The 21,533-nt window shown below is 71.2% G+C and carries 19 protein-coding genes and 1 pseudogene; 14 read left to right on the forward strand and 6 right to left on the reverse strand.

The genetic code is table 11. The features are described 5' to 3' along the window. The 9 genes and pseudogenes from ACTT8P_RS09520 to ACTT8P_RS09560 form a co-directional block, all read left to right on the forward strand. Positions 1-1,549: pseudogene (locus ACTT8P_RS09520) on the forward strand (nitrate- and nitrite sensing domain-containing protein); the annotation flags it as partial. Between the two features lie 9 nt (positions 1,550-1,558). Beyond that, positions 1,559-1,972 (forward strand): roadblock/LC7 domain-containing protein, encoded by a 414-nt coding sequence (locus ACTT8P_RS09525; protein WP_003973453.1) that lies wholly within the window; start codon positions 1,559-1,561, stop codon positions 1,970-1,972. 111 nt (positions 1,973-2,083) lie between these two features. Beyond that, positions 2,084-2,482, forward strand: coding sequence for a DUF742 domain-containing protein (locus ACTT8P_RS09530; RefSeq protein ID WP_003973454.1), 399 nt, complete (start codon positions 2,084-2,086; stop codon positions 2,480-2,482). Further along, positions 2,463-3,038, forward strand: a complete 576-nt coding sequence (locus tag ACTT8P_RS09535; RefSeq protein WP_215170007.1) for a GTP-binding protein — start codon at positions 2,463-2,465, stop codon at positions 3,036-3,038. Before ACTT8P_RS09530 ends, ACTT8P_RS09535 begins: the two co-directional genes overlap by 20 nt. 387 nt (positions 3,039-3,425) lie before the next feature. Then, entirely contained in the window at positions 3,426-6,650 is a 3,225-nt protein-coding gene (locus tag ACTT8P_RS09540; RefSeq protein ID WP_442831112.1) for a nitrate- and nitrite sensing domain-containing protein, read from the forward strand. A 10-nt stretch (positions 6,651-6,660) separates the two neighbouring features. Then, positions 6,661-7,074 (forward strand): roadblock/LC7 domain-containing protein, encoded by a 414-nt coding sequence (locus ACTT8P_RS09545; RefSeq protein ID WP_189419756.1) that lies wholly within the window; start codon positions 6,661-6,663, stop codon positions 7,072-7,074. Positions 7,075-7,168: 94 nt separating this feature from the next. Further along, complete coding sequence (locus ACTT8P_RS09550; RefSeq protein ID WP_442831113.1) at positions 7,169-7,738, forward strand: DUF742 domain-containing protein; 570 nt, start codon at positions 7,169-7,171, stop codon at positions 7,736-7,738. Next, entirely contained in the window at positions 7,719-8,300 is a 582-nt protein-coding gene (locus tag ACTT8P_RS09555; RefSeq protein ID WP_009314218.1) for a GTP-binding protein, read from the forward strand. The genes ACTT8P_RS09550 and ACTT8P_RS09555 overlap by 20 nt, the downstream gene beginning before the upstream one ends. Before the next feature lie 87 nt (positions 8,301-8,387). After that, a complete protein-coding gene (locus tag ACTT8P_RS09560; protein ID WP_442831114.1) occupies positions 8,388-11,411 on the forward strand; it encodes an NACHT domain-containing protein in 3,024 nt (1,007 codons plus the stop codon). Positions 11,412-11,419: 8 nt separating this feature from the next. Here the strand turns inward: ACTT8P_RS09560 and ACTT8P_RS09565 are convergent, their stop codons facing one another. From ACTT8P_RS09565 to ACTT8P_RS09575, 3 genes are all read right to left on the reverse strand, one after another. Then, positions 11,420-11,614 (reverse strand): acyl-CoA carboxylase subunit epsilon, encoded by a 195-nt coding sequence (locus tag ACTT8P_RS09565; protein WP_442831115.1) that lies wholly within the window; start codon positions 11,612-11,614, stop codon positions 11,420-11,422. Positions 11,615-11,632: 18 nt separating this feature from the next. Next, positions 11,633-13,228 carry an acyl-CoA carboxylase subunit beta gene (locus tag ACTT8P_RS09570; RefSeq protein ID WP_442831116.1) on the reverse strand — a complete coding sequence of 532 codons (1,596 nt, stop codon included), beginning with the start codon at positions 13,226-13,228 and terminating at the stop codon, positions 11,633-11,635. Between the two features lie 154 nt (positions 13,229-13,382). Continuing rightward, positions 13,383-15,710, reverse strand: a complete 2,328-nt coding sequence (locus ACTT8P_RS09575) for a polysaccharide lyase 8 family protein (protein ID WP_442831117.1) — start codon at positions 15,708-15,710, stop codon at positions 13,383-13,385. 325 nt (positions 15,711-16,035) lie between these two features. On the opposite strand from ACTT8P_RS09575, the gene ACTT8P_RS09580 reads away from it, so the two are divergent. Next, positions 16,036-16,593, forward strand: a complete 558-nt coding sequence (locus ACTT8P_RS09580; protein WP_442831118.1) for a YceI family protein — start codon at positions 16,036-16,038, stop codon at positions 16,591-16,593. Here the strand turns inward: ACTT8P_RS09580 and ACTT8P_RS09585 are convergent. Continuing rightward, entirely contained in the window at positions 16,580-17,143 is a 564-nt protein-coding gene (locus ACTT8P_RS09585) for a TetR/AcrR family transcriptional regulator (protein ID WP_442831119.1), read from the reverse strand. The two genes, ACTT8P_RS09580 and ACTT8P_RS09585, sit on opposite strands and share 14 nt — an antisense overlap. Positions 17,144-17,220: 77 nt before the next feature. Between ACTT8P_RS09585 and ACTT8P_RS09590 the strand changes: the two genes are divergently transcribed. Further along, the gene (locus tag ACTT8P_RS09590) at positions 17,221-18,150 is read left to right on the forward strand and encodes a DMT family transporter (RefSeq protein ID WP_442831120.1); all 930 of its coding nucleotides are present in this window, start codon (positions 17,221-17,223) and stop codon (positions 18,148-18,150) included. On the opposite strand, the gene ACTT8P_RS09595 is transcribed toward ACTT8P_RS09590, so the two are convergent. Next, positions 18,059-18,475: an ATP-binding protein gene (locus ACTT8P_RS09595; RefSeq protein WP_442831121.1), complete on the reverse strand. Its 417-nt coding sequence runs from the start codon at positions 18,473-18,475 to the stop codon at positions 18,059-18,061. The genes ACTT8P_RS09590 and ACTT8P_RS09595 overlap by 92 nt on opposite strands. A gap of 90 nt (positions 18,476-18,565) precedes the next feature. Here ACTT8P_RS09595 and ACTT8P_RS09600 point away from each other — a divergent pair, with 90 nt between their 5' ends. The 3 genes from ACTT8P_RS09600 to ACTT8P_RS09610 are packed head-to-tail and all read left to right on the forward strand — an operon-like array spanning position 18,566 to position 19,820. Then, complete coding sequence (locus tag ACTT8P_RS09600; protein ID WP_442831122.1) at positions 18,566-19,381, forward strand: helix-turn-helix domain-containing protein; 816 nt, start codon at positions 18,566-18,568, stop codon at positions 19,379-19,381. Then, on the forward strand, positions 19,363-19,566 hold the full coding sequence (locus ACTT8P_RS09605) for a DUF397 domain-containing protein (protein ID WP_442831183.1): 204 nt from the start codon (positions 19,363-19,365) through the stop codon (positions 19,564-19,566). The genes ACTT8P_RS09600 and ACTT8P_RS09605 overlap by 19 nt, the downstream gene beginning before the upstream one ends. Then, positions 19,563-19,820 carry a DUF397 domain-containing protein gene (locus ACTT8P_RS09610; protein WP_442831123.1) on the forward strand — a complete coding sequence of 86 codons (258 nt, stop codon included), beginning with the start codon at positions 19,563-19,565 and terminating at the stop codon, positions 19,818-19,820. Before ACTT8P_RS09605 ends, ACTT8P_RS09610 begins: the two co-directional genes overlap by 4 nt. 315 nt (positions 19,821-20,135) lie before the next feature. On the opposite strand, the gene ACTT8P_RS09615 is transcribed toward ACTT8P_RS09610, so the two are convergent. Beyond that, a complete protein-coding gene (locus ACTT8P_RS09615) occupies positions 20,136-21,500 on the reverse strand; it encodes a hypothetical protein (RefSeq protein ID WP_442831124.1) in 1,365 nt (454 codons plus the stop codon). Positions 21,501-21,533 lie beyond the last annotated feature (33 nt).

Below are 21,533 nucleotides of genomic sequence, written 5' to 3' on the forward strand. Positions count from 1 at the left end.
CCGCAAGGGCGGCTCCGGCGGCGGCAACGAGCGCGGCCGGCGGCCGCAGCTCCCGCCGCGCGGCGGTCCCCGGGCCGAGCTGCCCGGCGGCAACCCGCAGCCCCGGGTGCCCAGCTGGAGCGACGAGAACGCGCAGCCGTCGGTGGACCGTGCCGCGCTGGACGCCCCGCGCGGCCACGAGGAGCCGGACGTCGCCCGTACCTCGCCGGTCCCGCGCGTCGACGACCGGCAGGGTCCGGCGGCGACCGCCGAGATGCCGGTGATCGGCCGGTACGACGAGCAGCCGGGGCCCGCCACGGCCGAGTTCCCGCGTCCGGACTTCGACGCGCCCGCGCCGGGCACCGGCGAGACCCGGAACTCCGGCCGGTACGCCGCGCCGGAGCAGAACGGTCCGGCGCCCGCCGATCAGTTCGCCCGCCCCGGCGGTTACCCGCCGCAGGGCGGCGGCCAGGACGGGGCGCAGGACAACGGCCCGTTCGTCCGCTCCGACGTCTTCGGCACCCCGTCCGCCGGGCCGGCCGGCGACCGCGCCGACCAGAACCGGTTCGCCCCGCAGGCGTACGAGGGCGGCTCCAGCACCGGGCGGCACAGCCTCCCGGGCCACCAGGACCCGGCCGCCACCGGCCAGTTCGAGCGGCCTGACCTGAACGGCGCCGGTCAGTACGACCGCCAGGACGCCTCCGCCACCGGCCAGTACGACCGCCCGGACCCCGCCTCCACCGGCCAGTACGACCGGCCGGCCCCGGCCCAGACCGGTCAGTACGACCGCCAGGATCCGGCGGCCAACGGCCGGTACGAGCGGCCGGGCCAGCCGTCCGAGGACCCGTTCGGGTCGCAGGGCTTCGAGCCCCGCGACCCGGCCGCCACCGGCCAGTTCGACCGGCCCGACCTGAACGGCACCGGCCAGTACGGCCGGCCGGAAGCGGCGCCCGCCGCCCCGTACGACCGCCAGGACCAGTACGACCGCCAGGACCCGGCCGCCACCGGCCAGTTCGAGCGGCCGGCCGGGCGTGGGAACGGCTTCGGCGGAACCCACCTCCAGCGGCCGCAGCGGCCGGTGCGGCAGGAGCCCGAGGCGCTGCCCCCGGCCGGGCCGGGAGACGGCCGTACGCCGCTGTTCGACACGCTGGAGACCAACTGGTTCCGCGGCGAACGGCAGGCCCAGGCCCCGGAGCAGCAGACCCCGGAGCAGCGGGTCCCCGAGCAGCAGACCCCCGCGGCAGCGCAGCCCGCCGCACCCCAGCGTCCCGCGACCTCTTCCTGGCGCAGCTCGCCGAACGACGAACTCGTCCGGCAGGCCGAGCGCGTCCGGCAGCCGGCCGCGGGCGGCATCACCACCTCCGGCCTGCCGCGCCGGGTGCCCCGCGCGAACCTCGTGCCGGGCACAGCTCAGCAGCAGTCCCACCAGAGCGGTCCGCAGGTCTCGCGCGCACCCGACGAGGTACGCGGCCGGCTGACCAATCTCCGTCGGGGTATCGCACAGGGCCGTCAGGCGGGAAGCGGCCAGACCGGCAACTTCCCGAGGCCCACTCACCAGCAGGAGCGTTAGTTGAGCCCGATGAGCCAGGCGGCACAGAACCTCAACTGGTTGATCACGAATTTCGTGGACAACACCCCCGGGGTGTCCCACACCGTCGTCGTGTCCGCCGACGGACTCCTTCTGGCGATGTCCGAAGGCTTCCCGCGCGACCGCGCCGACCAGCTCGCGGCCGTCGCCTCGGGGCTGACCTCACTCACGGCCGGGGCGTCCCGGATCTTCGAGGGCGGCAACGTGGCGCAGACGGTCGTGGAGATGGAACGCGGGTTCCTCTTCCTCATGTCCGTCTCGGACGGCTCGTCCCTGGCGGTGCTCGCCCACCCGGAGTGCGACATCGGCCTGGTCGGCTACGAGATGGCGCTGCTCGTCGACCGCGCGGGTGCGGTGCTCACACCCGACCTGCGCGCCGAACTACAAGGAAGTCTGCTCCACTGATCGGCCCCGGCACCACCCGTCTCACCAAATCACCGTCCGGCCGCCACAATCCCCCCACCGGCCACATCAGACGGCTTGACTTACCGACATGCCGCCCCGCCCGGAGGACCCATGACCCCGCCCACCGCCTCTCATGATCCGTACGCGGAGCCGTACGAGGACGAGGGCGACCAGCCGTTGGTACGTCCGTACGCGATGACCGGCGGCCGGACCCGGCCCCGCTATCAGCTCGCCATCGAGGCGCTGATCAGCACGACGGCCGACCCGGCAGCGCTGATGGGGCTGCTCCCGGAGCACCAGCGCATCTGCCACCTGTGCCGCGAGGTGAAGTCGGTGGCCGAGGTGTCGGCCCTGCTGGCGATGCCGCTGGGGGTGGCCAGGATCCTGGTCGCGGACCTCGCGGAAGCCGGCCTGGTCGCCATCCATCAGCCGGGCGGCGACGAGAACAACGGCGGCGCGCCGGACGTGACACTGCTCGAAAGGGTGCTCAGTGGACTTCGCAAGCTCTGACGGGGGTCGCGCGACGACTTCCGCCAAGATCGTGGTGGCCGGCGGCTTCGGCGTGGGCAAGACCACGTTCGTCGGCGCCGTCTCGGAGATCAACCCGCTGCGCACCGAGGCCGTCATGACGTCCGCCAGCGCGGGCATCGACGACCTCACCCACACCGGGGACAAGACGACCACCACGGTCGCCATGGACTTCGGCCGCATCACCCTCGACCAGGACCTGATCCTGTACCTCTTCGGTACGCCCGGCCAGGACCGCTTCTGGTTCATGTGGGACGACCTGGTGCGCGGCGCGATCGGCGCGGTCGTGCTGGTCGACACGAGGAGGCTCGCCGACTGCTTCCCCGCCGTCGACTACTTCGAGAACAGCGGTCTCCCCTTCGTCGTGGCGCTGAACGGCTTCGACGGGCAGCAGCCGTACAACCCGGACGAGGTCCGCGAGGCGCTGCAGATCGGCCCGGACACCCCGATCATCACCACCGACGCCCGGCACCGGGCGGACGCGAAGTCCGCGCTGATCACGCTGGTCGAGCACGCGCTGATGGCGCGGCTGCGGTAGCCGACAAGTCGACAGTCGTCTACGGCAGTTGCCGTAGCCGCCACGGAGCCGGTTGTGTCCTGCGACACGGCCGGCTCCGGTGTTCATAACGTTTCGGCAGAGGAATCGCCGGGCACGGCCACGCGTCGCGCACATCTGGTCTCACTGCGCTCACGAAAGACCCGGCATTTGGCGCCCCTCGCTCTTTATGACCGTTTTATCTGGGGCTTACCTCACATGTAATCCTGCCGTCACACTGTTTGGAAGAGCGCAGGTCGTCATGCTGGAATGCCAGAACTGCCCAATGGTCGAAGACGTACTCCCGTGCCATGCGTACTCCATGGCGTAGTGGGCTCTGATACACAGCGGCACGAGCTAGGTGCCGACCGCCGAGAGGTTGTTGGTCGAGTGAGGCGAAGCAAGAACAGTCCCGAGCCGTCGGCCCGGGGCAACTTCACCCCGCCGCCGCGTACAGCGGCGCCCGCCCCCGTGCCCGGTCCGCAGCCCAAGGCCGCCCCCGCCCCCAGCGGCGGGCGCATGTCGCCGCGCAACTGGCGGGTGGCGACCCGCCTCAACGCCATCCTTCTCATACCCGTGCTGGTCGGCCTGGTCATGGGCGGCTTCCAGGTGAAGGGCTCGATCGACACCTGGCAGGACGCCGAGGACGCCGAGAACACCGCGAAGCTGGTCCAGGCGTCCCTCACCTACGCCAACGCCCTCTACAACGAGCGGGACGTCTCCGCCGCCCCGCTGCTCCAGGGCAAGGACGACGACGAGACCGTCACCAAGGCCCGAGCCGCCTCCGACCAGGCCGCCGACGACTTCGACGCCGCGGCGCGGAACATGCCCGCCAAGGCCGGCCTGGAGCGCCGGCTGAAGCAGTTCCGGGACGTCGAGCCGGGGCTCCAGACGCTGCGCACCACCGCCTACACCGACAAGCTCAAGGGCGTGGAGACCGAGGAGGGGTACGTCGGCGTCGCCCACCCGCTGATGGAGTTCGCCAACGAACTCGGTCTGGGCACCGGCAACATCACCTCCTACGGCCGGACCGTCTACGCCATCTCGCTGACCAAGGCGTCGCTGTCGCTGGAGCGCTCCATCGGCATGCACATGCTGACCAAGCCGGGCCCGGAGCCCAGCCATCTGGCCAGTCAGCGCGTCGCCCTGTCCTCCTACGCCTACCTGGAGGGCATCGCCGTAGAGGAGTACATCGGCGGCGGCACCGAGGCGGACGCCAGGAAGCTGGACGACCTGGAGGCCCAGGTCAAGGCGGACGGCGCGGCGCTGGCCAAGGAGGCCGCGGCCAAGGACCCGGACTACGTGCCGCCGCCGTCCAACCCGACCACGATGGTCTCCGAGCTGGCCCAGCTGGACTCCACCGACGCCAGTGACCGGGCCTCGCTGGCCCAGCAGGGCATCACGCCGGCCAACTGGTGGGCGGTGACCACCCTCAAGTTCGACGCGTACCGCACCATCGAGTCGGACATGGCCGACAAGGCCGTGACCGAGGCGTCCGGCATCGCCGACGACGCCGAGCAGGACGCCTACATCACCGGCGCCATCGTGGTGATCGCGCTGCTCGCGGCGTTCATCCTGGCCGGCATGGTGGCCCGCCAGATGAGCCGCAACATGCGCAGCCTGCGCAACGCCGCCTTCGGCATCGCCGAGCAGCGGCTGCCGATGCTGGTCGACCAGCTCTCGCGTACCGACCCGGGCCGGGTCGACACCCGGGTCTCGCCCATCCCGATCACCACCACCGACGAGATCGGCGAGGTGGCCCGCGCCTTCGACCAGGTGCACCGCGAGGCGGTCCGGCTCGCCTCCGAGCAGGCCCTGCTGCGCGGCAACATCAACGCGATCTTCACCAACCTCTCGCGCCGCAACCAGTCGCTGATCGAGGGCCAGCTGACGGTGATCACCGAGCTGGAGAACAGCGAGGCCGACCCGGACCAGCTGGAGAACCTGTTCCGCCTGGACCACCTCGCCACCCGCATGCGCCGCAACGGCGAGAACCTGCTGGTGCTGGCCGGCGAGGAGCCCGGCCGCCGCTGGGACCAGCCGGTCCCGCTGGTGGACGTGCTGCGGGCCGCCTCCTCCGAGGTGGAGCAGTACGAGCGCGTCGAGCTGTCCGGCGTCCCGGAGGCCGAGATCCACGGCCGCGCGGTCACCGACCTGGTGCACCTGCTCGCCGAGCTGCTCGAGAACGCCACCACGTTCTCCTCACCGCAGACCAAGGTCCGGGTCACCGCGACCCGGCTGCCCGACGGCCGGGTGATGGTCGAGATCCACGACAAGGGCATCGGCCTGACCGCCGAGGACTTCGCGGACATCAACCACAAGCTGGCCAACCCGCCCACCGTGGACGCCGCGATCTCCCAGCGGATGGGCCTGTTCGTGGTCGGCCGGCTCTCCGACCGGCACGGCATCCGGGTCCAGCTGCGCCCCTCCGGCGAGCAGGCCGGCACCACCTCGCTGGTCATGCTCCCGGACGCCATCACGCACGGCGGCGGCGGCGAGACTCCGGAGCGGCGCGACGACTTCACCGTCTCCCAGATCATCCCCGAGCAGCAGTTCCAGGGCGAGAACTTCGCCCCGCAGCAGCAGCCCCCGCGCACCGCCGCTGAGCTGGGCTTCGACGACAGCCGGTACGCGGACGTGCCCGACGACATCCGCGAGCTGGACCCGGTCGGCCGCTCCCTGATGCGCGAGGAGCGGCGCGCCGCGCTGGAGTCCCAGGCCCAGCCCGCCGCCGAGGACCCGTTCACCGGGCAGCCCGGCTACGAGCAGCAGTACGACCAGGGCTACCAGCAGGGTTACGACCAGCAGCAGCCGTACGCCGACCAGCAGCAGACCGCGTACGACGCCCCCCAGCAGCAGGCGTACGACGAGCAGTACTACGCGGCCGACGGCGGCTACCCGCAGACCGCGCAGCCGTCTTCTTATACCGATGCGGGTCTGCCGGAGCGGCCGGTCGCGGGCGGCGGCGCGGCACAGGACGGTTTCACCGGTTTCGAGCAGCAGCGTCCGCAGGACGACTGGCCGCGGCAGGACGGCTACCAGAACGGCTACCCGGCCCAGTACCCTGCGCAGGAGGCGGCCGAGGCCCAGTCCGCACCGGCCGCCGACGTGGACGAAACCGACCGCGTAGGCTTCGACCGGCCGGGACCGGCGCCGTCCGCCGTGCACGACCTGACCGAGGCCGGACTGCCGCGCCGCGGTTCCGCCGGGGGCGGCACGCACCGCGCGGCACCGGAGCCGTCGGCGCCGGGTTCCGCTTCCGTGTTCGGCGGCGACAGCCTCGGCGGTGACCGCGAGAGCCAGAGCGACTGGCGGTCGGCCAACGACGAGCGCTGGCAGCAGGCGTCCCAGCTGAAGAAGCCGAAGGCGGGCGGAGTGACCCCCTCCGGTCTGCCCCGGCGGGTGCCCAAGGCCAACCTGGTCGAGGGCACCGCCGAGTCCACCCCCCAGGGCGGCCCCCAGGTCTCCCGCGCTCCGGAGGATGTCCGGGGCAGGCTGAGCAACCTGCGTCGCGGTGTCGAACGGGGCCGCAACGCGGGCAGTGAAACGAACAACGGCCAGGCCACTGGGTCTCACCACAGTGGTCCTGACAGCACCTACGACCAGGAGCGTTAGTGTGAGCCCGATGAGCCAGGCGGCACAGAACCTGAACTGGTTGATCACCAACTTCGTGGACAACACCCCGGGGGTGTCCCACACCGTGGTGGTCTCCGCCGACGGACTCCTTCTGGCGATGTCCGAAGGTTTCCCGCGCGATCGCGCCGACCAGCTCGCCGCCGTCGCCTCCGGTCTGACCTCGCTGACCGCCGGTGCCTCGCGCATCTTCGAGGGCGGCCATGTGAACCAGACGGTTGTGGAGATGGAGCGGGGATTCCTCTTCATCATGTCCATCTCCGACGGTTCGTCGCTCGCGGTTCTCGCACACCCCGAAGCGGACATCGGTCTCATTGGGTACGAGATGGCCCTGCTGGTCGACCGGGCCGGTACGGTCCTGACGCCGGACCTGCGCGCCGAGCTTCAAGGGAGCCTTCTCAACTAACGGGCAGACGGTGCGTTTTGGCGCCCCGGCACCGTAAGGTTTCGGGACGCGGCTCCACAGTGATGGGTGCCAGGCACAGTCGGAGGAGGAGAAAGTGGCAACACCCCCAGGCGGTCCGTCAGCGGGCAACTGGTCGTACGGCCCCGCACAGGGCCACGGCGACGGTGCGAACCCGTACGGCTTCCCCTCCACGCCCAGCCACCGGCAGCCGTACCCGCCGCAGGGTCCCGGCCCGTCGCCGTACGACCAGCCGCCGGCCCCGCGCATCCAGCCCGTGCAGCCGCAGCGCCGCACCCCCGAGCCCGCGCCCGCCGGGGCGTCGAACAACCCCCTGGTGCGTCCGTACGCCATGACCGGCGGCCGGACCCGCCCGCGCTACCAGCTCGCCATCGAGGCACTGGTGCACACCACCGCGCAGCCGCACCAGATGCAGGGCCAGTTGCCCGAGCATCAGCGGATCTGCCAGCTCTGCCGGGAGATCAAGTCGGTGGCCGAGATCTCGGCCCTGCTGACCATCCCTCTCGGTGTGGCCAGGATTCTCGTCGCCGACTTGGCGGAGGCGGGACTGGTCGCCATCCATCAGCCCGGCGGCGACGAAAGCGCCGGCGGCCAGCCAGACGTGACACTGCTCGAAAGGGTGCTCAGTGGACTTCGCAAGCTCTAGCGGAGGGCCTTCCCGCTCCACCACGTCCGCGAAAATCGTGGTGGCAGGCGGTTTCGGCGTGGGTAAGACCACGTTCGTCGGCGCCGTCTCGGAGATCAATCCGCTGCGCACCGAGGCCGTGATGACATCCGCGTCAGCGGGCATCGACGACCTCACCCACACCGGGGACAAGACGACCACCACGGTCGCCATGGACTTCGGCCGCATCACCCTCGACCAGGACCTGATCCTCTACCTGTTCGGTACGCCCGGCCAGGACCGCTTCTGGTTCATGTGGGACGACCTGGTACGCGGCGCGATCGGCGCGATCGTGCTGGTCGACACCCGCCGGCTGGCCGACTGCTTCCCGGCGGTCGACTACTTCGAGAACAGCGGACTGCCGTTCGTGATCGCGCTGAACGGCTTCGACGGGCAGCAGCCGTACAACCCGGACGAGGTCCGCGAGGCGCTCCAGATCGGCCCGGACACCCCGATCATCACCACCGACGCCCGGCACCGGGCCGACGCCAAGTCCGCGCTGATCACGCTGGTCGAGCACGCGCTGATGGCGCGCCTGCGCTAGCGATCGGCACGCATCACTTGCGGCCCTCGTTCCTCCTGTGGGAGGGATGGGGGCCGTACGTCGTGGTGTCGTGGTGGGGGAACTGGGATGAGCGCAGAGGCGGCCGCGCTGCGGCTGGGGACGACCGTGGCGAGCACGGCGGCACAGATCTGGCTCGGCGGAAAGCGGCGGGCGCAGGAACGCGACCTGCCGATCGAGGAACTGGCCCGGGTGCGGGTGCCCGGGGTGAAGTTCTCTCGGAGCGTGAAGCGGCAGTTCGAGCAGATCGCCGACGCGGTGTTCGACCGGCTGGAACCGTTCCTGGAGCATGAGTTCCGGGCGCTGGAGGAGGCCGGGCGGCAGGCGGTGATCGACGCGGTCTGCGACACGTTCGCGGCGGCCGACCTCTCGGACGAGGCACTGCTGGCCGCCGACGCCCAGCCCGCCGAGCTGATCCGGCGGATCACCCGGGCGGTAAGCGCCCCGATCGGTCTCGGCGAGGCGGAGGGCAGCCTGTACGAGCGGCTCTTCACCGAGTGCGTCGAGTACTACGTGCGGATCGTGCGCAGCCTGCCGGTCTTCGAGGAACGCGCGGCGGCCGAACTGCTGGTCCGCACCTCCACCCTGGGCGGCGAGGTGGCCCGCATCCTCGAACGGCTCCCCGACCGCGCCCTGTTCGCCCCGGACGGCACGGACCAGGACACCGCGTTCCGGCGCCGGTACCTGGAGCTGGTCAGCGAGAGCCTCGACGAGGTCGAGCTGTTCCGCCGCGCCTCCGACCGCGCGGCGGCGCAGGTGAGGCTGTCGGTGGCGTACGTCAGTCTGCGCGCCACCGGCGACGACACGGCATGGCGGCGCACCGCCCCCGCACTGCCCCGGCTGCGGGCCGACATGAGCGACTGGGAGGAGACGCCGGGCGGCGAGGGCTCCGGGATGCGGGTGGAGTCCGCGCTCCGGGGCTCGGCCCGGGTGCTGCTGCGCGGCGAGGCCGGCTCCGGCAAGACCACCCTGCTGCGCTGGCTGGCCGTCACGGCGGCCCGCGGCGCCTTCACCGGCGAACTGGCCGACTGGAACGGGCTCACCCCGGTAGTCGTCAAGCTGCGCGAGTACAGCGGCCGCCCGCTGCCCGCGCCGGAGGCGATGCTCGACGGGGTGGCCGCGCCGCTCACCGGGATCATGCCCAGGGGCTGGGTGGAGCGGCAACTCGACAGCGGCCGGACCCTGCTGCTGATCGACGGGGTGGACGAACTGCTCGACCGGGAGCGCCGGGCGGTGCGGGACTGGCTGCGCCGGCTGCTGTCGGCGTACCCCGAGGTGCGGGCCGTCATCACCTCCCGGCCCGCCGCGGCCGGCGCGGACTGGCTGCGGCGCGAGGACTTCACCGCGCTGCACCTGGACCGGATGACCCCGCCGGACCTGACCGCGTTCGTCCGGCAGTGGCACCAGGCGGTACGCGAACTGGGCGAGGAACTGCCGTGCCCGGTGGAGGACCTCCCGCAGTACGAGCAGTCGCTGCTGGCGAGCCTGAAGGACCGGGCGCACCTCCAGTCGCTGGCGGGCACCCCGCTGCTGGCCGCGATGCTGTGCGCGATGCACCTGAACCGGGGGCGGCACCTGCCGCGGGACCGGATGGAGCTGTACCGCAGCGCGCTGCACACGCTGGTCCACGACCGGGACGCGGACCGCAACGTACCCAGCGCGATGGACAGCGCGCTGAGCCTCGGCGACAAACTGATCCTGCTGCGCGACCTGGCCTGGCGGCTGTCGGACAACAACCGCAGCGAGATCGCCCTGGAGCAGGCCGCCGTGCACGTCGGGGCCAAGCTCAGGGCGATGCGGCACCTGGACCCGCTCGACGGTGAGCAGGTCCTGCGCCGGCTACGGGACCGCTCCGGAGTGCTGCGCTCCCCCGCGCAAGGACGACTGGACTTCGTACACCGCACCTTCCAGGAGTACCTCGCCGCCGAGGAGGCCGCCCAGGAGGACCGGATGGGCAACCTGGTCGGGCGGGCCCACCTGGACCTGTGGCGGGAGACGGTCATCATGGCGGCCGGCCACGCCAACGCCCGGCAGCGGGAGGAACTGCTCGGCGGCATCCTGGACCGGGCGGAGACCGAACCCCGCCACGCGCGTGCGCTGCGGCTGGTGGCGGCGGCTTGTCAGGAGACGCTCCCGGAGGTCTCCGACGAGTTGGCCGCCCGGCTGGACACGGCGGTGGCCGCCCTGCTCCCGGCCCGCCGGGCGACCGACCCGGCCGCGCTGGCGGCGGTGGGACCGAGCCTGCTGCGGTGGCTGCCGCGGTCGGGGGCGGGGCTGTCGGAGAAGGCGGCGGCTTACACCGTGGAGACGGCGGCTTTGATCGGCGGCGAGGACGCGTTGGGGGTGTTGGAGGGGTTCACGGGGGACGGGCGGGACCGGGTGGTCGAGGCTCTTATCGACGCGTGGGGATATTTCGAGGCCGTTGGGTACGCCGATCGGGTGCTGTCTCGACTGCCGCTCAGCCACTACACCGTCACGCTCACTCATTCCGCCCAGTGGCGGGCCGTCACCGGGCTGGCATCGGTGACCGGGCTGAGCGTCAGGTATCCCTTCACCCGGTTCACCGCCGTGGGCGAAGTACCGTCCCTGGTCGACCTGCGGCTGCACGAGTTGCGCGGCGAGGTCGACCTGCGGGCGCTGCGGCATTTGCCTGGGCTCATGTACGCGCTTCTGATGGGCGACAACATGACGCTGCGCCACCTCGATGTGCTCGCCGACCTGGAGCACCTGAGGCTGCTGTACCTCGGCGTGCGCGGCACGTCCTCTCTCGACGGCCTGCGTCTTGGACCAGACATGGTGCGTCTCGTCCTGTGGAACGTCACCAAGACCACGGACCTGGCCGCGCTCGGGGGCTGCGCCCACTTGGAGCACCTCCAAGTGGTGGCCGACGAGATCTGCCTGCCCAGAAATCTGAGCGCGGCGATGTCACTGCCCGGCCTGGACCTGTCCCTGCACGACGTCGACATCGCCGCCTGGCTGTCGTCCCCCGACTTCGTACCGCCGAAGGTGCGGCGGCTCAAGCTGTACGACTGTGTACTGCCGGAAGACCCCGGCGCCGTGGACTTCCCCGGCGTCGAGGTCACCGTCGTCTGAGCCCGGCGCTACCGCCAGCTGTGCGGCGCCCGGAACCCCGGTTCCCGCTCCAGGCGGCGCCAGCCCGCGCGGACGCTGCCGCCTCGGGCCGGGGCGATCTCGGCGGGGCGGGCGGCGGCGCGGGCCATCAGGACCGCCGTGATGGCGGCGACTTCCTCGGGCTCGGCGTGGCCCTTCTCGACACGGATGTCAGGCATGGACATACGACAGACTCCTCGGGGTCACTGCGGGGGGTTGCCGTGCTTGCGCGAGGGCAGGTCGGCGTGCTTGGTCTGGAGCATGGCCAGGGAGCTGATGAGCACCTCGCGGGTCTCGGCCGGGTCGATGACGTCGTCGACCAGGCCGCGCTCGGCCGCGTAGTACGGGTGCATCAGCTCGGCCTTGTACTCCTTGACCATCTTCTGCCGCGTGGCCTCGGGGTCCTCGGCCGCGGCGATCTGCCGCCGGAAGATGACGCCCGCGGCGCCCTCCGCGCCCATCACGGCGATCTCGTTGGTCGGCCAGGCGTAGGTGAGGTCCGCTCCGATGGACTGACTGTCCATGACGATGTACGCACCTCCGTACGCCTTGCGCAGGATCAGGGAGATCCGCGGCACGGTCGCGTTGCAGTACGCGTAGAGCAGCTTCGCTCCGTGCCGGATGATCCCGCCGTGCTCCTGGTCGACGCCCGGCAGGAACCCGGGGACGTCCAGGAGGGTGACGATCGGGATGTTAAAAGCGTCACACATCTGGACAAAGCGCGCAGCTTTTTCGCTGGCCTCGATGTCCAGGACACCCGCGAGGGCCTGCGGCTGATTGGCGACGATGCCGACGACCTGGCCGTCGAAGCGGGCCAGCGCGCAGATGATGTTGCGGGCCCAGCGCTCGTGGACCTCGAGGTAGTCGCCGTCGTCGACGAGCTCCTCGATGACCTTGGCCATGTCGTACGGGCGGTTGCCGTCGGCCGGGACCAGGTCGAGGAGGACGTCGGAGCGGCGGTCGACCGGGTCCGAGGACTCGGCGCGCGGCGGGTTCTCCCGGTTGTTCTGGGGCAGCAGCGACAGCAGGTAACGGACCTCGGCGAGGCAGGTCTCCTCGTCGTCGTAGGCGAAGTGGCAGACCCCGCTCGTCTCGGCGTGCACGTCGGCGCCGCCCAGGCCGTTCTGGGTGATCTCCTCGCCGGTGACCGCCTTGACCACGTCCGGGCCGGTGATGAACATCTGGGACGTCTCGCGGACCATGAACACGAAGTCCGTCAGGGCGGGGCTGTAGGCCGCGCCGCCCGCGCACGGGCCGAGCATCACGCTGATCTGCGGGATGACCCCGGACGCCTTGGTGTTGCGCTGGAAGATGCCGCCGTACCCGGCGAGGGCGGAGACGCCCTCCTGGATCCGGGCGCCCGCGCCGTCGTTCAGGGAGACCAGCGGGGCGCCGGCCGCGATGGCCATGTCCATGATCTTGTGGATCTTGGTGGCGTGCGCCTCGCCGAGCGCGCCGCCGAAGATCCGGAAGTCGTGCGCGTAGACGAAGACCGTGCGGCCCTCGACCGTCCCCCAGCCGGTGATCACACCGTCGGTGTGCGGCTTCTTGGCCTCCAGGCCGAACCCGGTGGCCCGGTGCCGGCGCAGTTGCTCGACCTCCCGGAACGTACCGGGGTCCAGCAGGAGTTCGATCCGCTCCCGCGCGGTCAGCTTGCCCTTGGCGTGCTGCGCCGCCGTGGCCTTCTCGCTCGGTCCGGCCAGCGCCCGCGCACGGATCTCGTGCAGCTCGGCGACCCGCCCGCGCGCGTCCGCAGGCTCGCCCGTCGACTCACCCGGCGCCTCATCCAAAACGGTCATGTAGCGACCTTACGAAGCCGACCAAGGAAAGCACGCCGTCGACTCCGTACAGTCTCCGGCGGGTTTTCCTGGTACACCTGAACAGAACCATCGCGGTATGCAGCCGTTTCGACTGCTCAGAGGGTCCGCTCGTTGTAGGGGTCGCACAAAGCCGTCAGCTGAGAGTCACCTCACATTCATGCGTGGCGCATACCGTCCCCGGAGTGACGCGCAGCCGCAGCCGGCGGCCCGTGGCCAGGATCTCGACCGTCTCGTCGGCCCGGACCGGCGCGCCCACCGGGTGGTCCCAGGTGATCTCCAGCGGCCGTCCCGTCCGGGGCGGCTCACTGATGTGCAGCGTGGCGGTCCGGCCCCGGCGGCGGACCAGCACACTGGCCCCGCCGCTCGCGCCGAGCGGCCCCACAACACCGGCCCGCCAGAAGACGGCGGCCGTCAGACCCAGCGCGGGCACCCGCACCGCCTGCCGGTCCCGGTCGTTGGCGAGAACCGACAGCCGGCTCCGGTCGGCGGCACGCCGGACGACAGCCGTCCGCGACGCCCCCGGCAGCACCGCGTAGGCGTACGTCGCGTCGGCCGGGTCGGTGCCGTGGTCCAGCCAGAGGGTCTCCCAGCGCCGGGTGCGGCGCTCGGCGGAGCCGGTGGCGTTGATGTCGGACCAGGCGCCGGTGCGGTCCTCGCGCAGGGTGTGCAGCGCGGCGCCGTCCAGCACGATCCAGCCGCCGTGGCCGTCCAGGTGCGCCCAGTCGGCGCCCCGGGTGAGGGCCGCCGACCCGCCCTCCCCCAGGTTCCGGTTGTCGACGACCGTCTCGACCGGCACGCCGTCCGCGCAGCCGATCCCGGCCCCCAGACACACCACGGCGTCGTCGACGAAGACCCAGCACTTGCGCGCCTGAAGCGACGACCCGAGCCCCTTCAGATGCTGCCCGACCACCGCGTACTCGCCGTCCGTCGTCCCGCCGACCCAGCGCACGTCGGGCTTGGGCTCGCCCCACTCGCCGCCCGCCCGGTCGGCCAGCCGGCGGGTGGAGACGGTCGTACCGGGGAGCCGGTACCAATCCACGGTCGGCCAGTACCAGTCGGTGTACTGGTCCCCGTGCCGCCCGGCCGGCCACCAGGCCAGCCACCCGGCCCCGGTGTGCCAGCCGCGCGGGTGCTCGCCGTTGCCGCACTCGTAGTGGGCGATGCGGTCACTGGCCATGGACAGGGCGGCGGTGAAGCCGGGCCGGCGGTGGACGGCCCGGTCCATCGCCGCGAACAGCCGGTGCCCGACCGGCTCGGGCGCCGCCGCGACCGGCGCCTCGGCGACGGCCCGCAGCCGCGCCAGCTCAGCCACCCCGAACTGCGGAGCCGTAAGAACGGGAGACACGGCGTCCCGCTCGATCCATCCCTTGATCCGCGCGTACCAGCGCTCCCGCTCCGCCGCGCTCGCGCCACTCGCCAGGACCGCGATCGCGGCGATGAGCTGCTGCCCGTGGTAGTGATCACCGCGCAGCACGCTCCCACCCCCCTTGGCCAGTCCCCGGCTGACGGCCCGCCCGCTGACGCAGTCCATGACCAGCCCGTCCAGGATCAGCGGCGCGTAGGCGTGCTCGACGCTGTCGAAGACGATCTGCCGGTTCGGATCGGTCACCTCCCACTCGGACCCGGCCAGCAGCGCGAACAGCCGCCCGAGCCCGTCGAGCATGACCTGGCCGTACGTCCCCGAGTACGCGACCCAGGTGTGCTGCACGAACGACCCGTCGGCGTAGAGCCCGTCGCCCTCGGTGACGTACGGGAAGACCGGGGAGAGGGCGTCGCGGGCCAGGGCGATCTTCTGCGGGGCCCGGCCGAGGACGCCGCGCAGGGCGACCGAACGGCACAGGTCGACGCGGTTGGCCCCGGTGGACGTCCCCGTGTACGCCGTGAGCGCCGTGTCCGGAATGAAGTGGTCGACGGCCGCGCAGGCGGCGGCGATCCGGTCGGCGCCCAGCTGGTCGTACAGGGCGGCGGTGATGTCGGTGAGGAGGCGGGAGCTGCCGATCTGCCAGTCCCACCAGTTGCCGTAGGGGGTGGTGCCGGGGTGGTAGACGGTGGCGGCGAGGTGGTCGAGGCCACGCAGAAGGTCGGCGAGGAGGGTCTCGTCGCCGGTGCAGCCGGTGCCGGGCTGGGCGTACGCCTGGGTCATCGTCCACAGCCGGCCGTAGCTGGTGGTCACCCCGGCGGACGGGTCGAAGGGAACGCCCGGCCACAGCGAGCTGGCCGTCGGCGCCATCGCCGCCCGGTGGGCGCGGGCCGTCGCGCCGGTGCGGGCGAGGCGGGTGGCGTACGGCTCGGCGGCGGGGTCGTAGCCGGAGCCGAGGGAGAGGTCGAGCCAGCGTCGGCGCAGGACGTCGTAGGAGTCCTCCGCGGCGCGGGCGCGGACGGGAAGCGCCGGGGTCAGAAGGGCGGCCAGAGCGGCGGCGAACAGCACGGAACGACGGGACGACGACAAGGTCATGCTCATGCCGTCTACCACGTATGCGCCGGCCGGGAAAGGACCCGCCCGCCCCTGTCAGCCGAAGCGGTGCGGCAGTCGGCGGCCCGTCGTCACCGGCGGCACACACGGACACTCCCTCGAACACGTCGGCGAATCACCCGCCTCGGGACGCCACCGGGTGCGCCAGGCGGCGTACCCGGCGGGCCCGCGCGGTGACCTCCCACCCCGGCACGGGAATACGGTCCCAGTGCTCCGCGACCGACCCTTGCGAATGATGTTGAACCTTGTACGGAATAGGTCTACGGTCGTTCCCGTTGAACTTCATTGAACATTCAACCAAAGGAGATCCGCCATGAGCACCACCCCCGAGCCGACCGCCCTCACCGGTGACTACACCCTGGACCCGGCGCACACCACGATCGGCTTCGTGGCCCGGCACGCCATGGTGACCAACGTCAAGGGACAGTTCCGCGACTTCAGCGGCACCCTGCACCTGGACGGCTCCGACCCGGTCAAATCCACCGCCACCCTGGACGTGGTGATGCAGAGCATCGACACCGGCAACGCCGACCGCGACGGCCACCTCAAGAGCGCCGACTTCTTCAAGACCGACGAGTACCCGACGATGACCTTCCGCTCCACCTCGGCGGAGTCCCTCGGCGGCGACGACTACCGCGTCACCGGCGACCTGACGATCCTCGGCACCACCAAACAGCTCAGCATCGACCTGGAGTTCAACGGCGCCGCGAAGGACCCGTTCGGCAACGACCGGGTCGGCTTCGAGGGCAAGGCCGAGATCAAGCGCTCGGAGTGGGGCCTGACCTGGAACGCCGCGCTGGAGACCGGCGGCGTGCTGGTCTCCGACAAGATCAAGCTGGTCTTCGACATCTCGGCGATCAAGAACGCCTGACGCCACCGCCGAGCAGCTCCCGGGCCTGTTCACGGGCGACCCCGAACGGGTCCGGGAACACCCCCATCCCATGCGCCACGAGCGCCCCTTCATGCAGCAGCATCAACACCCGCCCCACCCCCTCCTCCCCCGCCAGCCGGACGAACAGCTCCAGCATCCACGCCTTCTGCGCGGCGATGACCGCGTACGCCGGATGCCCCGGATCACTGATCTCGGCGTGCGCGTTGATCATCGCGCACCCCTTGGCCCCATGCTCCCCGGCCCACTCCCGCGAGGCGTCGAACACGGCGAGCACCCCGGGCTCCGCCTGCTCCAGACAGGCATCCAGGAACGCCCGCCACCGCTCGTCCCGCCCGGCGAGATACTCCACGACGACCTGCTCCTTCGACCCGAACCGGTCGTAGATCGTCTTCTTCGTCACCCCCGCCTCGGCCGCGATCAGATCCACCCCCACGGCGTGAATCCCGTGCGCGTAGAACAGCCGCTCGGCGGCCTCCAGCACGCGACGCGCGGCCGGCGTCATCCGCACCCGCTCCACCTTCTCTCCCATGTCCCCACTGTATACCGATCTGTATAGTGACACCCGAGGACGACAGTAAACCGATCTGTCTACTAAGGGTGATCCACATGACCGCCGTACTCCTCCCGGTCGCGTTCGTCGTCTGCTGGAGTTCCGGCTTCATCGGCGCCAAGCTCGGCGCGGGCACGGCACCCGCGACGACCCTGCTGATGTGGCGCTTCCTGCCATTGGCCGTGGCCCTGCTGGCCGTGTCCTGGACGTCGGTCCGGCGCGGCCTGACGGCCCGGGACATCGGCCGGCAGACACTGATCGGCGCGCTATCCCAGAGCGGCTACCTGCTCAGCGTCTACTACGCCATCCAGCTCGGCGTCGCCAGCGGCACGACCGCCCTCATCGACGGCGTCCAGCCCCTCGTGGCCGGCGCGCTCGCGGGCCCGCTGCTGCGGCAGTACGTCTCCCGGCGCCAGTGGCTCGGCCTGGGCCTGGGCCTGGCCGGCGTCGCGACGGTCACCCTGGCGGACGCCGGGGCGGCGGGCACGGACGTCGCCTGGTGGGCGTACCTCATCCCCTTCCTCGGCATGCTGTCCCTGGTCGCGGCGACGTTCCTGGAGGCCCGCGACCGGACTCCGGTCGCTCCCCGTCAGGCGATGACCATCCACTGCACGACCAGCGCGGTGCTGTTCTCCGTGTTCGCCCTGTCAACCGGGGCCGCGACCCCGCCCGCCACCTCCTCCTTCTGGCTGGCGACCGCCTGGCTGGTGATCCTGCCGACCTTCGGCGGCTACGGCCTGTACTGGCTGACCCTGCGCCGCTCCGGGGTCACCGAGGTCAACACCCTGATGTTCCTCATGGCCCCCGTCACAGCCGTCTGGGGCGCCCTGATGTTCGGCGAGCACTTCGGTGTGACCACCGCCGTCGGCCTGGCGATCGGCCTCGCGGCCGTCGTCATCGTCCGTCGCGCCCCGTCTCGAACTCGGCCCACACACTCTTCCCCGGCCTCCGCTCCCCCGTCCCCCACTTGTCAGCGAGCGCGCTGACCAGCAGCAGCCCACGCCCGCACTCGGCCTCCGGCGCGGGGTCGGGCACGCGCACCCGGCCGCCGCCGCTGTCGTGCACCTCGACGCGGAGGACTCCGTCCGGGTGCAGGACGAGAGACAGCGCGAAGCCCCTGCCCGGGGGGACGCCGTGCAGCAGGGCGTTGGTGGCCAGCTCACTGACGCACAGCAGCACGTCGTCGGTGCGTGCGTGGAGGTCCCAGTCGGCGAGGGCGGCGCGGGTGTATTCGCGGGCATGCTGCACCGACCTGCGGTCGCGGCGGTAGAACGCCCAGCGGGTGTGGGGGGCTTGGGATTCCGGGTTCATACGGCCAGTGTCACCGTCGGTCACTAGTGTTTGGCAGTGAGTGAGTTCGTAACGCTCGTCCCTACCACTCCGCTACGAGGAGGCTCCGCCGTGCGCGAGAAGTCCAAGAAGGTCAGCTCCTGGCAGGCGGTCGGGGCCCTGGTCGCCCACTACCGCAAGCAGCTCCGCCTGACGCAGGAACAGTTCGCCGAGATGGTCAGCCTTCATGTGGACACGGTGCGGTCCATCGAGCAGGGGCGGTTGGCTCTTCAGCCGGACCGGGCCGAGCAGTTCGATGAGTTGTTGGGCACGGGCGGGGCGTTGACCATCCTGGTAAAGAAGATGCCGGTACGGGAACGGATCGTTCAATTTGCCCAGGGCCTGGTCGATCACGAGCAGGAGGCGGTGGGCATCCTGTCGTACGAGACTCAGGTGATTCCCGGTCAGTTGCAGACCAAGGACTACTGCCGAGCCATCTTCGACTACCGCTACCCGGCCATCGAGAGCGAAGCAGCCGAGCAATGGGTGAACGCTCGAATGGAACGGCAGCTGATCTGGCAACGGGACCGCCCGCCCGTGGGGCACTTCATCCTGGAGGAGAGCATTCTGCGACGCGAGGTCGGCGGCCCGGAGGTGATGCGGCAGCAGATCCAACAGCTACTGAAGTTCACCGAGCCCGTCCACATGAGCTTGCAGATCATGCCCATGGACCGGACACCGCACGCAAGCCTCGGTGGGCCCATGTTGCTGCTGGAGACACCCGACCATGAGCGACTGGTCTATCTGGAGGTGCAACGCGCCAGCTTCCTCGTCGAAGATCCCGATGAGATCAGCGGCTATCACCACAAGTATGGAATGCTGCGATCTCAGGCCCTCTCACCCGACGAGAGCGCGCATCTCTTGAACGGATCGCTAGGAGAGTCGTGAGCACCGCACTGACTTGGGTCAAGTCCAGCTACAGCAGCAGCGAGGGCGGCAACTGCGTAGAGGTAGCCACTCATCCCGCCGCCATCCACATCCGCGACTCGAAAAACCCCGGCGGGCCGATAGTCACCGTCTCCCCCACCGCCTGGGCCGATTTCCTGGGTGATAGGCCGGAGCATCTGTCGTGAGCACCGCACTGTGGTTCAAGTCCAGCCACAGCGGAAGCCAGGGTGGCGACTGCGTTGAACTCGCCTACGTCTGGAGCAGGTCCACGTACAGCGGCAGCGAGGGCGGCGACTGCGTCGAGGTGGCCGCCCATCCCGCCGCCATCCACGTCCGCGACTCCAAGAACCCCGGCGGGCCGATAGTCACCGTCTCCCCTGCCGCCTGGGGCGGGTTTCTCGGTGATCGGCCGCGGTCGGCTCGTTTGAGCGCGCCGTGAGCATCTGAACCCGAAGTGCTCACGCGCCACAGCAGACCGTTAGCCGCCGAACCGGCCCGGCGTGCATGCGAGGCGCCGTCGCGCACCCCGCACGCCGGGTGAGTGCTCGGTCCGCCGAAGGGGCCGCGTCCCTGGGCCCCCGTTTCCCCGGGGCCGCCCGCTCGCTTCCGACCCGTGCTGGAGCGGCCCGAGTCAAGGGTGGCCCGCAGGGCCATCGCCGCAGGCGACGCGACCGCAGGGAGCGCCCTTTGCTCGGGGCGCGGAAGCACGACACTGGCCAAGAAGCGGGCGGCCCCGACCACCCCCGGCACTCCCTCAGAAGCCGCCACCGAAGTCCCCGCCCCCACCGAAGTTGCCGCCACCTCCACCCCCGAAGTCCCCTCCGCCGAACCCGCCCCCGAAGTCGTCGGAGTTGAAGTCCGCCCCGGAGACATCACCGCCCGCATACCCGCCCCCGAAGTCGCCGTACCCGGCCCCATAGTCAGCGGCGTAGGCCGGCCCCGCCATCACACTCCCCAGCATCGTCCCGACCAGCAACCCCGGCAGAATCCCGCCACCGAAGTAACCGCCCGCCCACGGCCCGTACGCCGGCCCCGCCTCCCAGTACGGCCGCCGCCCACCCGCCGTATCCACCTCACGCACCACCGGCTCAAGACCGTCCGCCAGCCGAGCCCGGTCCGCCGCACACACCGGCACCTCCCGCGTCGCCCCACCCACCGGCGTCCACGCCACGTCCGCCACCGAAGGCCCGTGCCGGGGATCGAAGAAGCACGGCGGCCGGCGATCCGGCAGCGGCTGCCCCTCCCGCCGCGCCGCGAGCACCGCCAGCGCGAACCGCCCGTCCTCCACCGCCTGCGTCACCGCCCGCACATCCTCCGGCCGGCGCGCCCCGGCCATCAGCGCCTTCGACCGGTCGTACGCGTCCAGTGCCCGCTCGTAATCCGCTCGCATCGCGTCGTCCGCGCCCGGCTCCCCCGGCCGGAAGTCCAGCCGGTCCAGTTCCTCCCCGAACGCGGTGATGTCCTCGTCCACCACCACCCGCAGCTTCTCCAGCGCGGCCCGCTGCTCCTCCTCGTGCCGCCGCCGGTTCCGCCGGGACAGCGCGTACACACCGGCCCCACCCACGACCACCACCGCACCCGTGGCGATCAGTCCGCCCACCGGCACACCGTCGCCCGAGCCGTCGCTCCAGCCGCTCGGCGCCGCACCGCCCGTGTTCCGCAGCGCGTCGTCCACGAAGTCGTTCAACTGGGCCTTGGTGTCCCCCGCGCCCTGCACGGCCGACACCAGGTTCGCCACACCCTGCCGGCTCATCACACTGCTGTCGGCCCGCGCGTCGAAGCGGTCGCCCAACCGGATCCCGTACAGCCCGGTCACACCCGTCTCGGTGCGCAGGTTCTGGAAGAGATCCGTCGTCGGCTGATCAGCGGGCAGCACCGCGACGAAGACCGGCTTGTCCGCGTCCTCGATCTTGTCGGCCAGCGCGTCCGCGTCCGCCTTCGACAACTGATCGGATGCGGCCGGATCCACGTACACCGGGCTCTCCCGCAGCCCCTCTGCGATCTCCGACACATCCGTCGCCGCATGCGCCCCGGAGGCACCAGCCACCAGGACCGCCATCACCGCGGCGACCGGCACGATCAGAAGACGGACGAGCATGCGCACCAGTGCGAGCCTCATACGTTCGAAAGTACCTTAAAAACCACCCCAAAC

Source organism: Streptomyces sp. JW3 (genome assembly GCF_052216785.1).
GTDB lineage: Bacteria > Actinomycetota > Actinomycetes > Streptomycetales > Streptomycetaceae > Streptomyces.

What these genes read in the sequence shown, in the direction of transcription:
- ACTT8P_RS09530 (WP_003973454.1), top strand. Translation starts at nt 2,084, where the DNA reads ATGACCCCGCCCACCGCCTCTCATGATCCGTACGCGGAGCCGTACGAG.
- ACTT8P_RS09545 (WP_189419756.1), top strand. Translation starts at nt 6,661, where the DNA reads ATGAGCCAGGCGGCACAGAACCTGAACTGGTTGATCACCAACTTCGTG.
- ACTT8P_RS09590 (WP_442831120.1), top strand. Translation starts at nt 17,221, where the DNA reads ATGACCGCCGTACTCCTCCCGGTCGCGTTCGTCGTCTGCTGGAGTTCC.
- ACTT8P_RS09585 (WP_442831119.1), bottom strand. Translation starts at nt 17,143, where the DNA reads ATGGGAGAGAAGGTGGAGCGGGTGCGGATGACGCCGGCCGCGCGTCGC.
- ACTT8P_RS09570 (WP_442831116.1), bottom strand. Translation starts at nt 13,228, where the DNA reads ATGACCGTTTTGGATGAGGCGCCGGGTGAGTCGACGGGCGAGCCTGCG.
- ACTT8P_RS09525 (WP_003973453.1), top strand. Translation starts at nt 1,559, where the DNA reads ATGAGCCAGGCGGCACAGAACCTCAACTGGTTGATCACGAATTTCGTG.
- ACTT8P_RS09575 (WP_442831117.1), bottom strand. Translation starts at nt 15,710, where the DNA reads ATGAGCATGACCTTGTCGTCGTCCCGTCGTTCCGTGCTGTTCGCCGCC.
- ACTT8P_RS09595 (WP_442831121.1), bottom strand. Translation starts at nt 18,475, where the DNA reads ATGAACCCGGAATCCCAAGCCCCCCACACCCGCTGGGCGTTCTACCGC.
- ACTT8P_RS09560 (WP_442831114.1), top strand. Translation starts at nt 8,388, where the DNA reads ATGAGCGCAGAGGCGGCCGCGCTGCGGCTGGGGACGACCGTGGCGAGC.
- ACTT8P_RS09580 (WP_442831118.1), top strand. Translation starts at nt 16,036, where the DNA reads ATGAGCACCACCCCCGAGCCGACCGCCCTCACCGGTGACTACACCCTG.
- ACTT8P_RS09615 (WP_442831124.1), bottom strand. Translation starts at nt 21,500, where the DNA reads ATGAGGCTCGCACTGGTGCGCATGCTCGTCCGTCTTCTGATCGTGCCG.
- ACTT8P_RS09565 (WP_442831115.1), bottom strand. Translation starts at nt 11,614, where the DNA reads ATGTCCATGCCTGACATCCGTGTCGAGAAGGGCCACGCCGAGCCCGAG.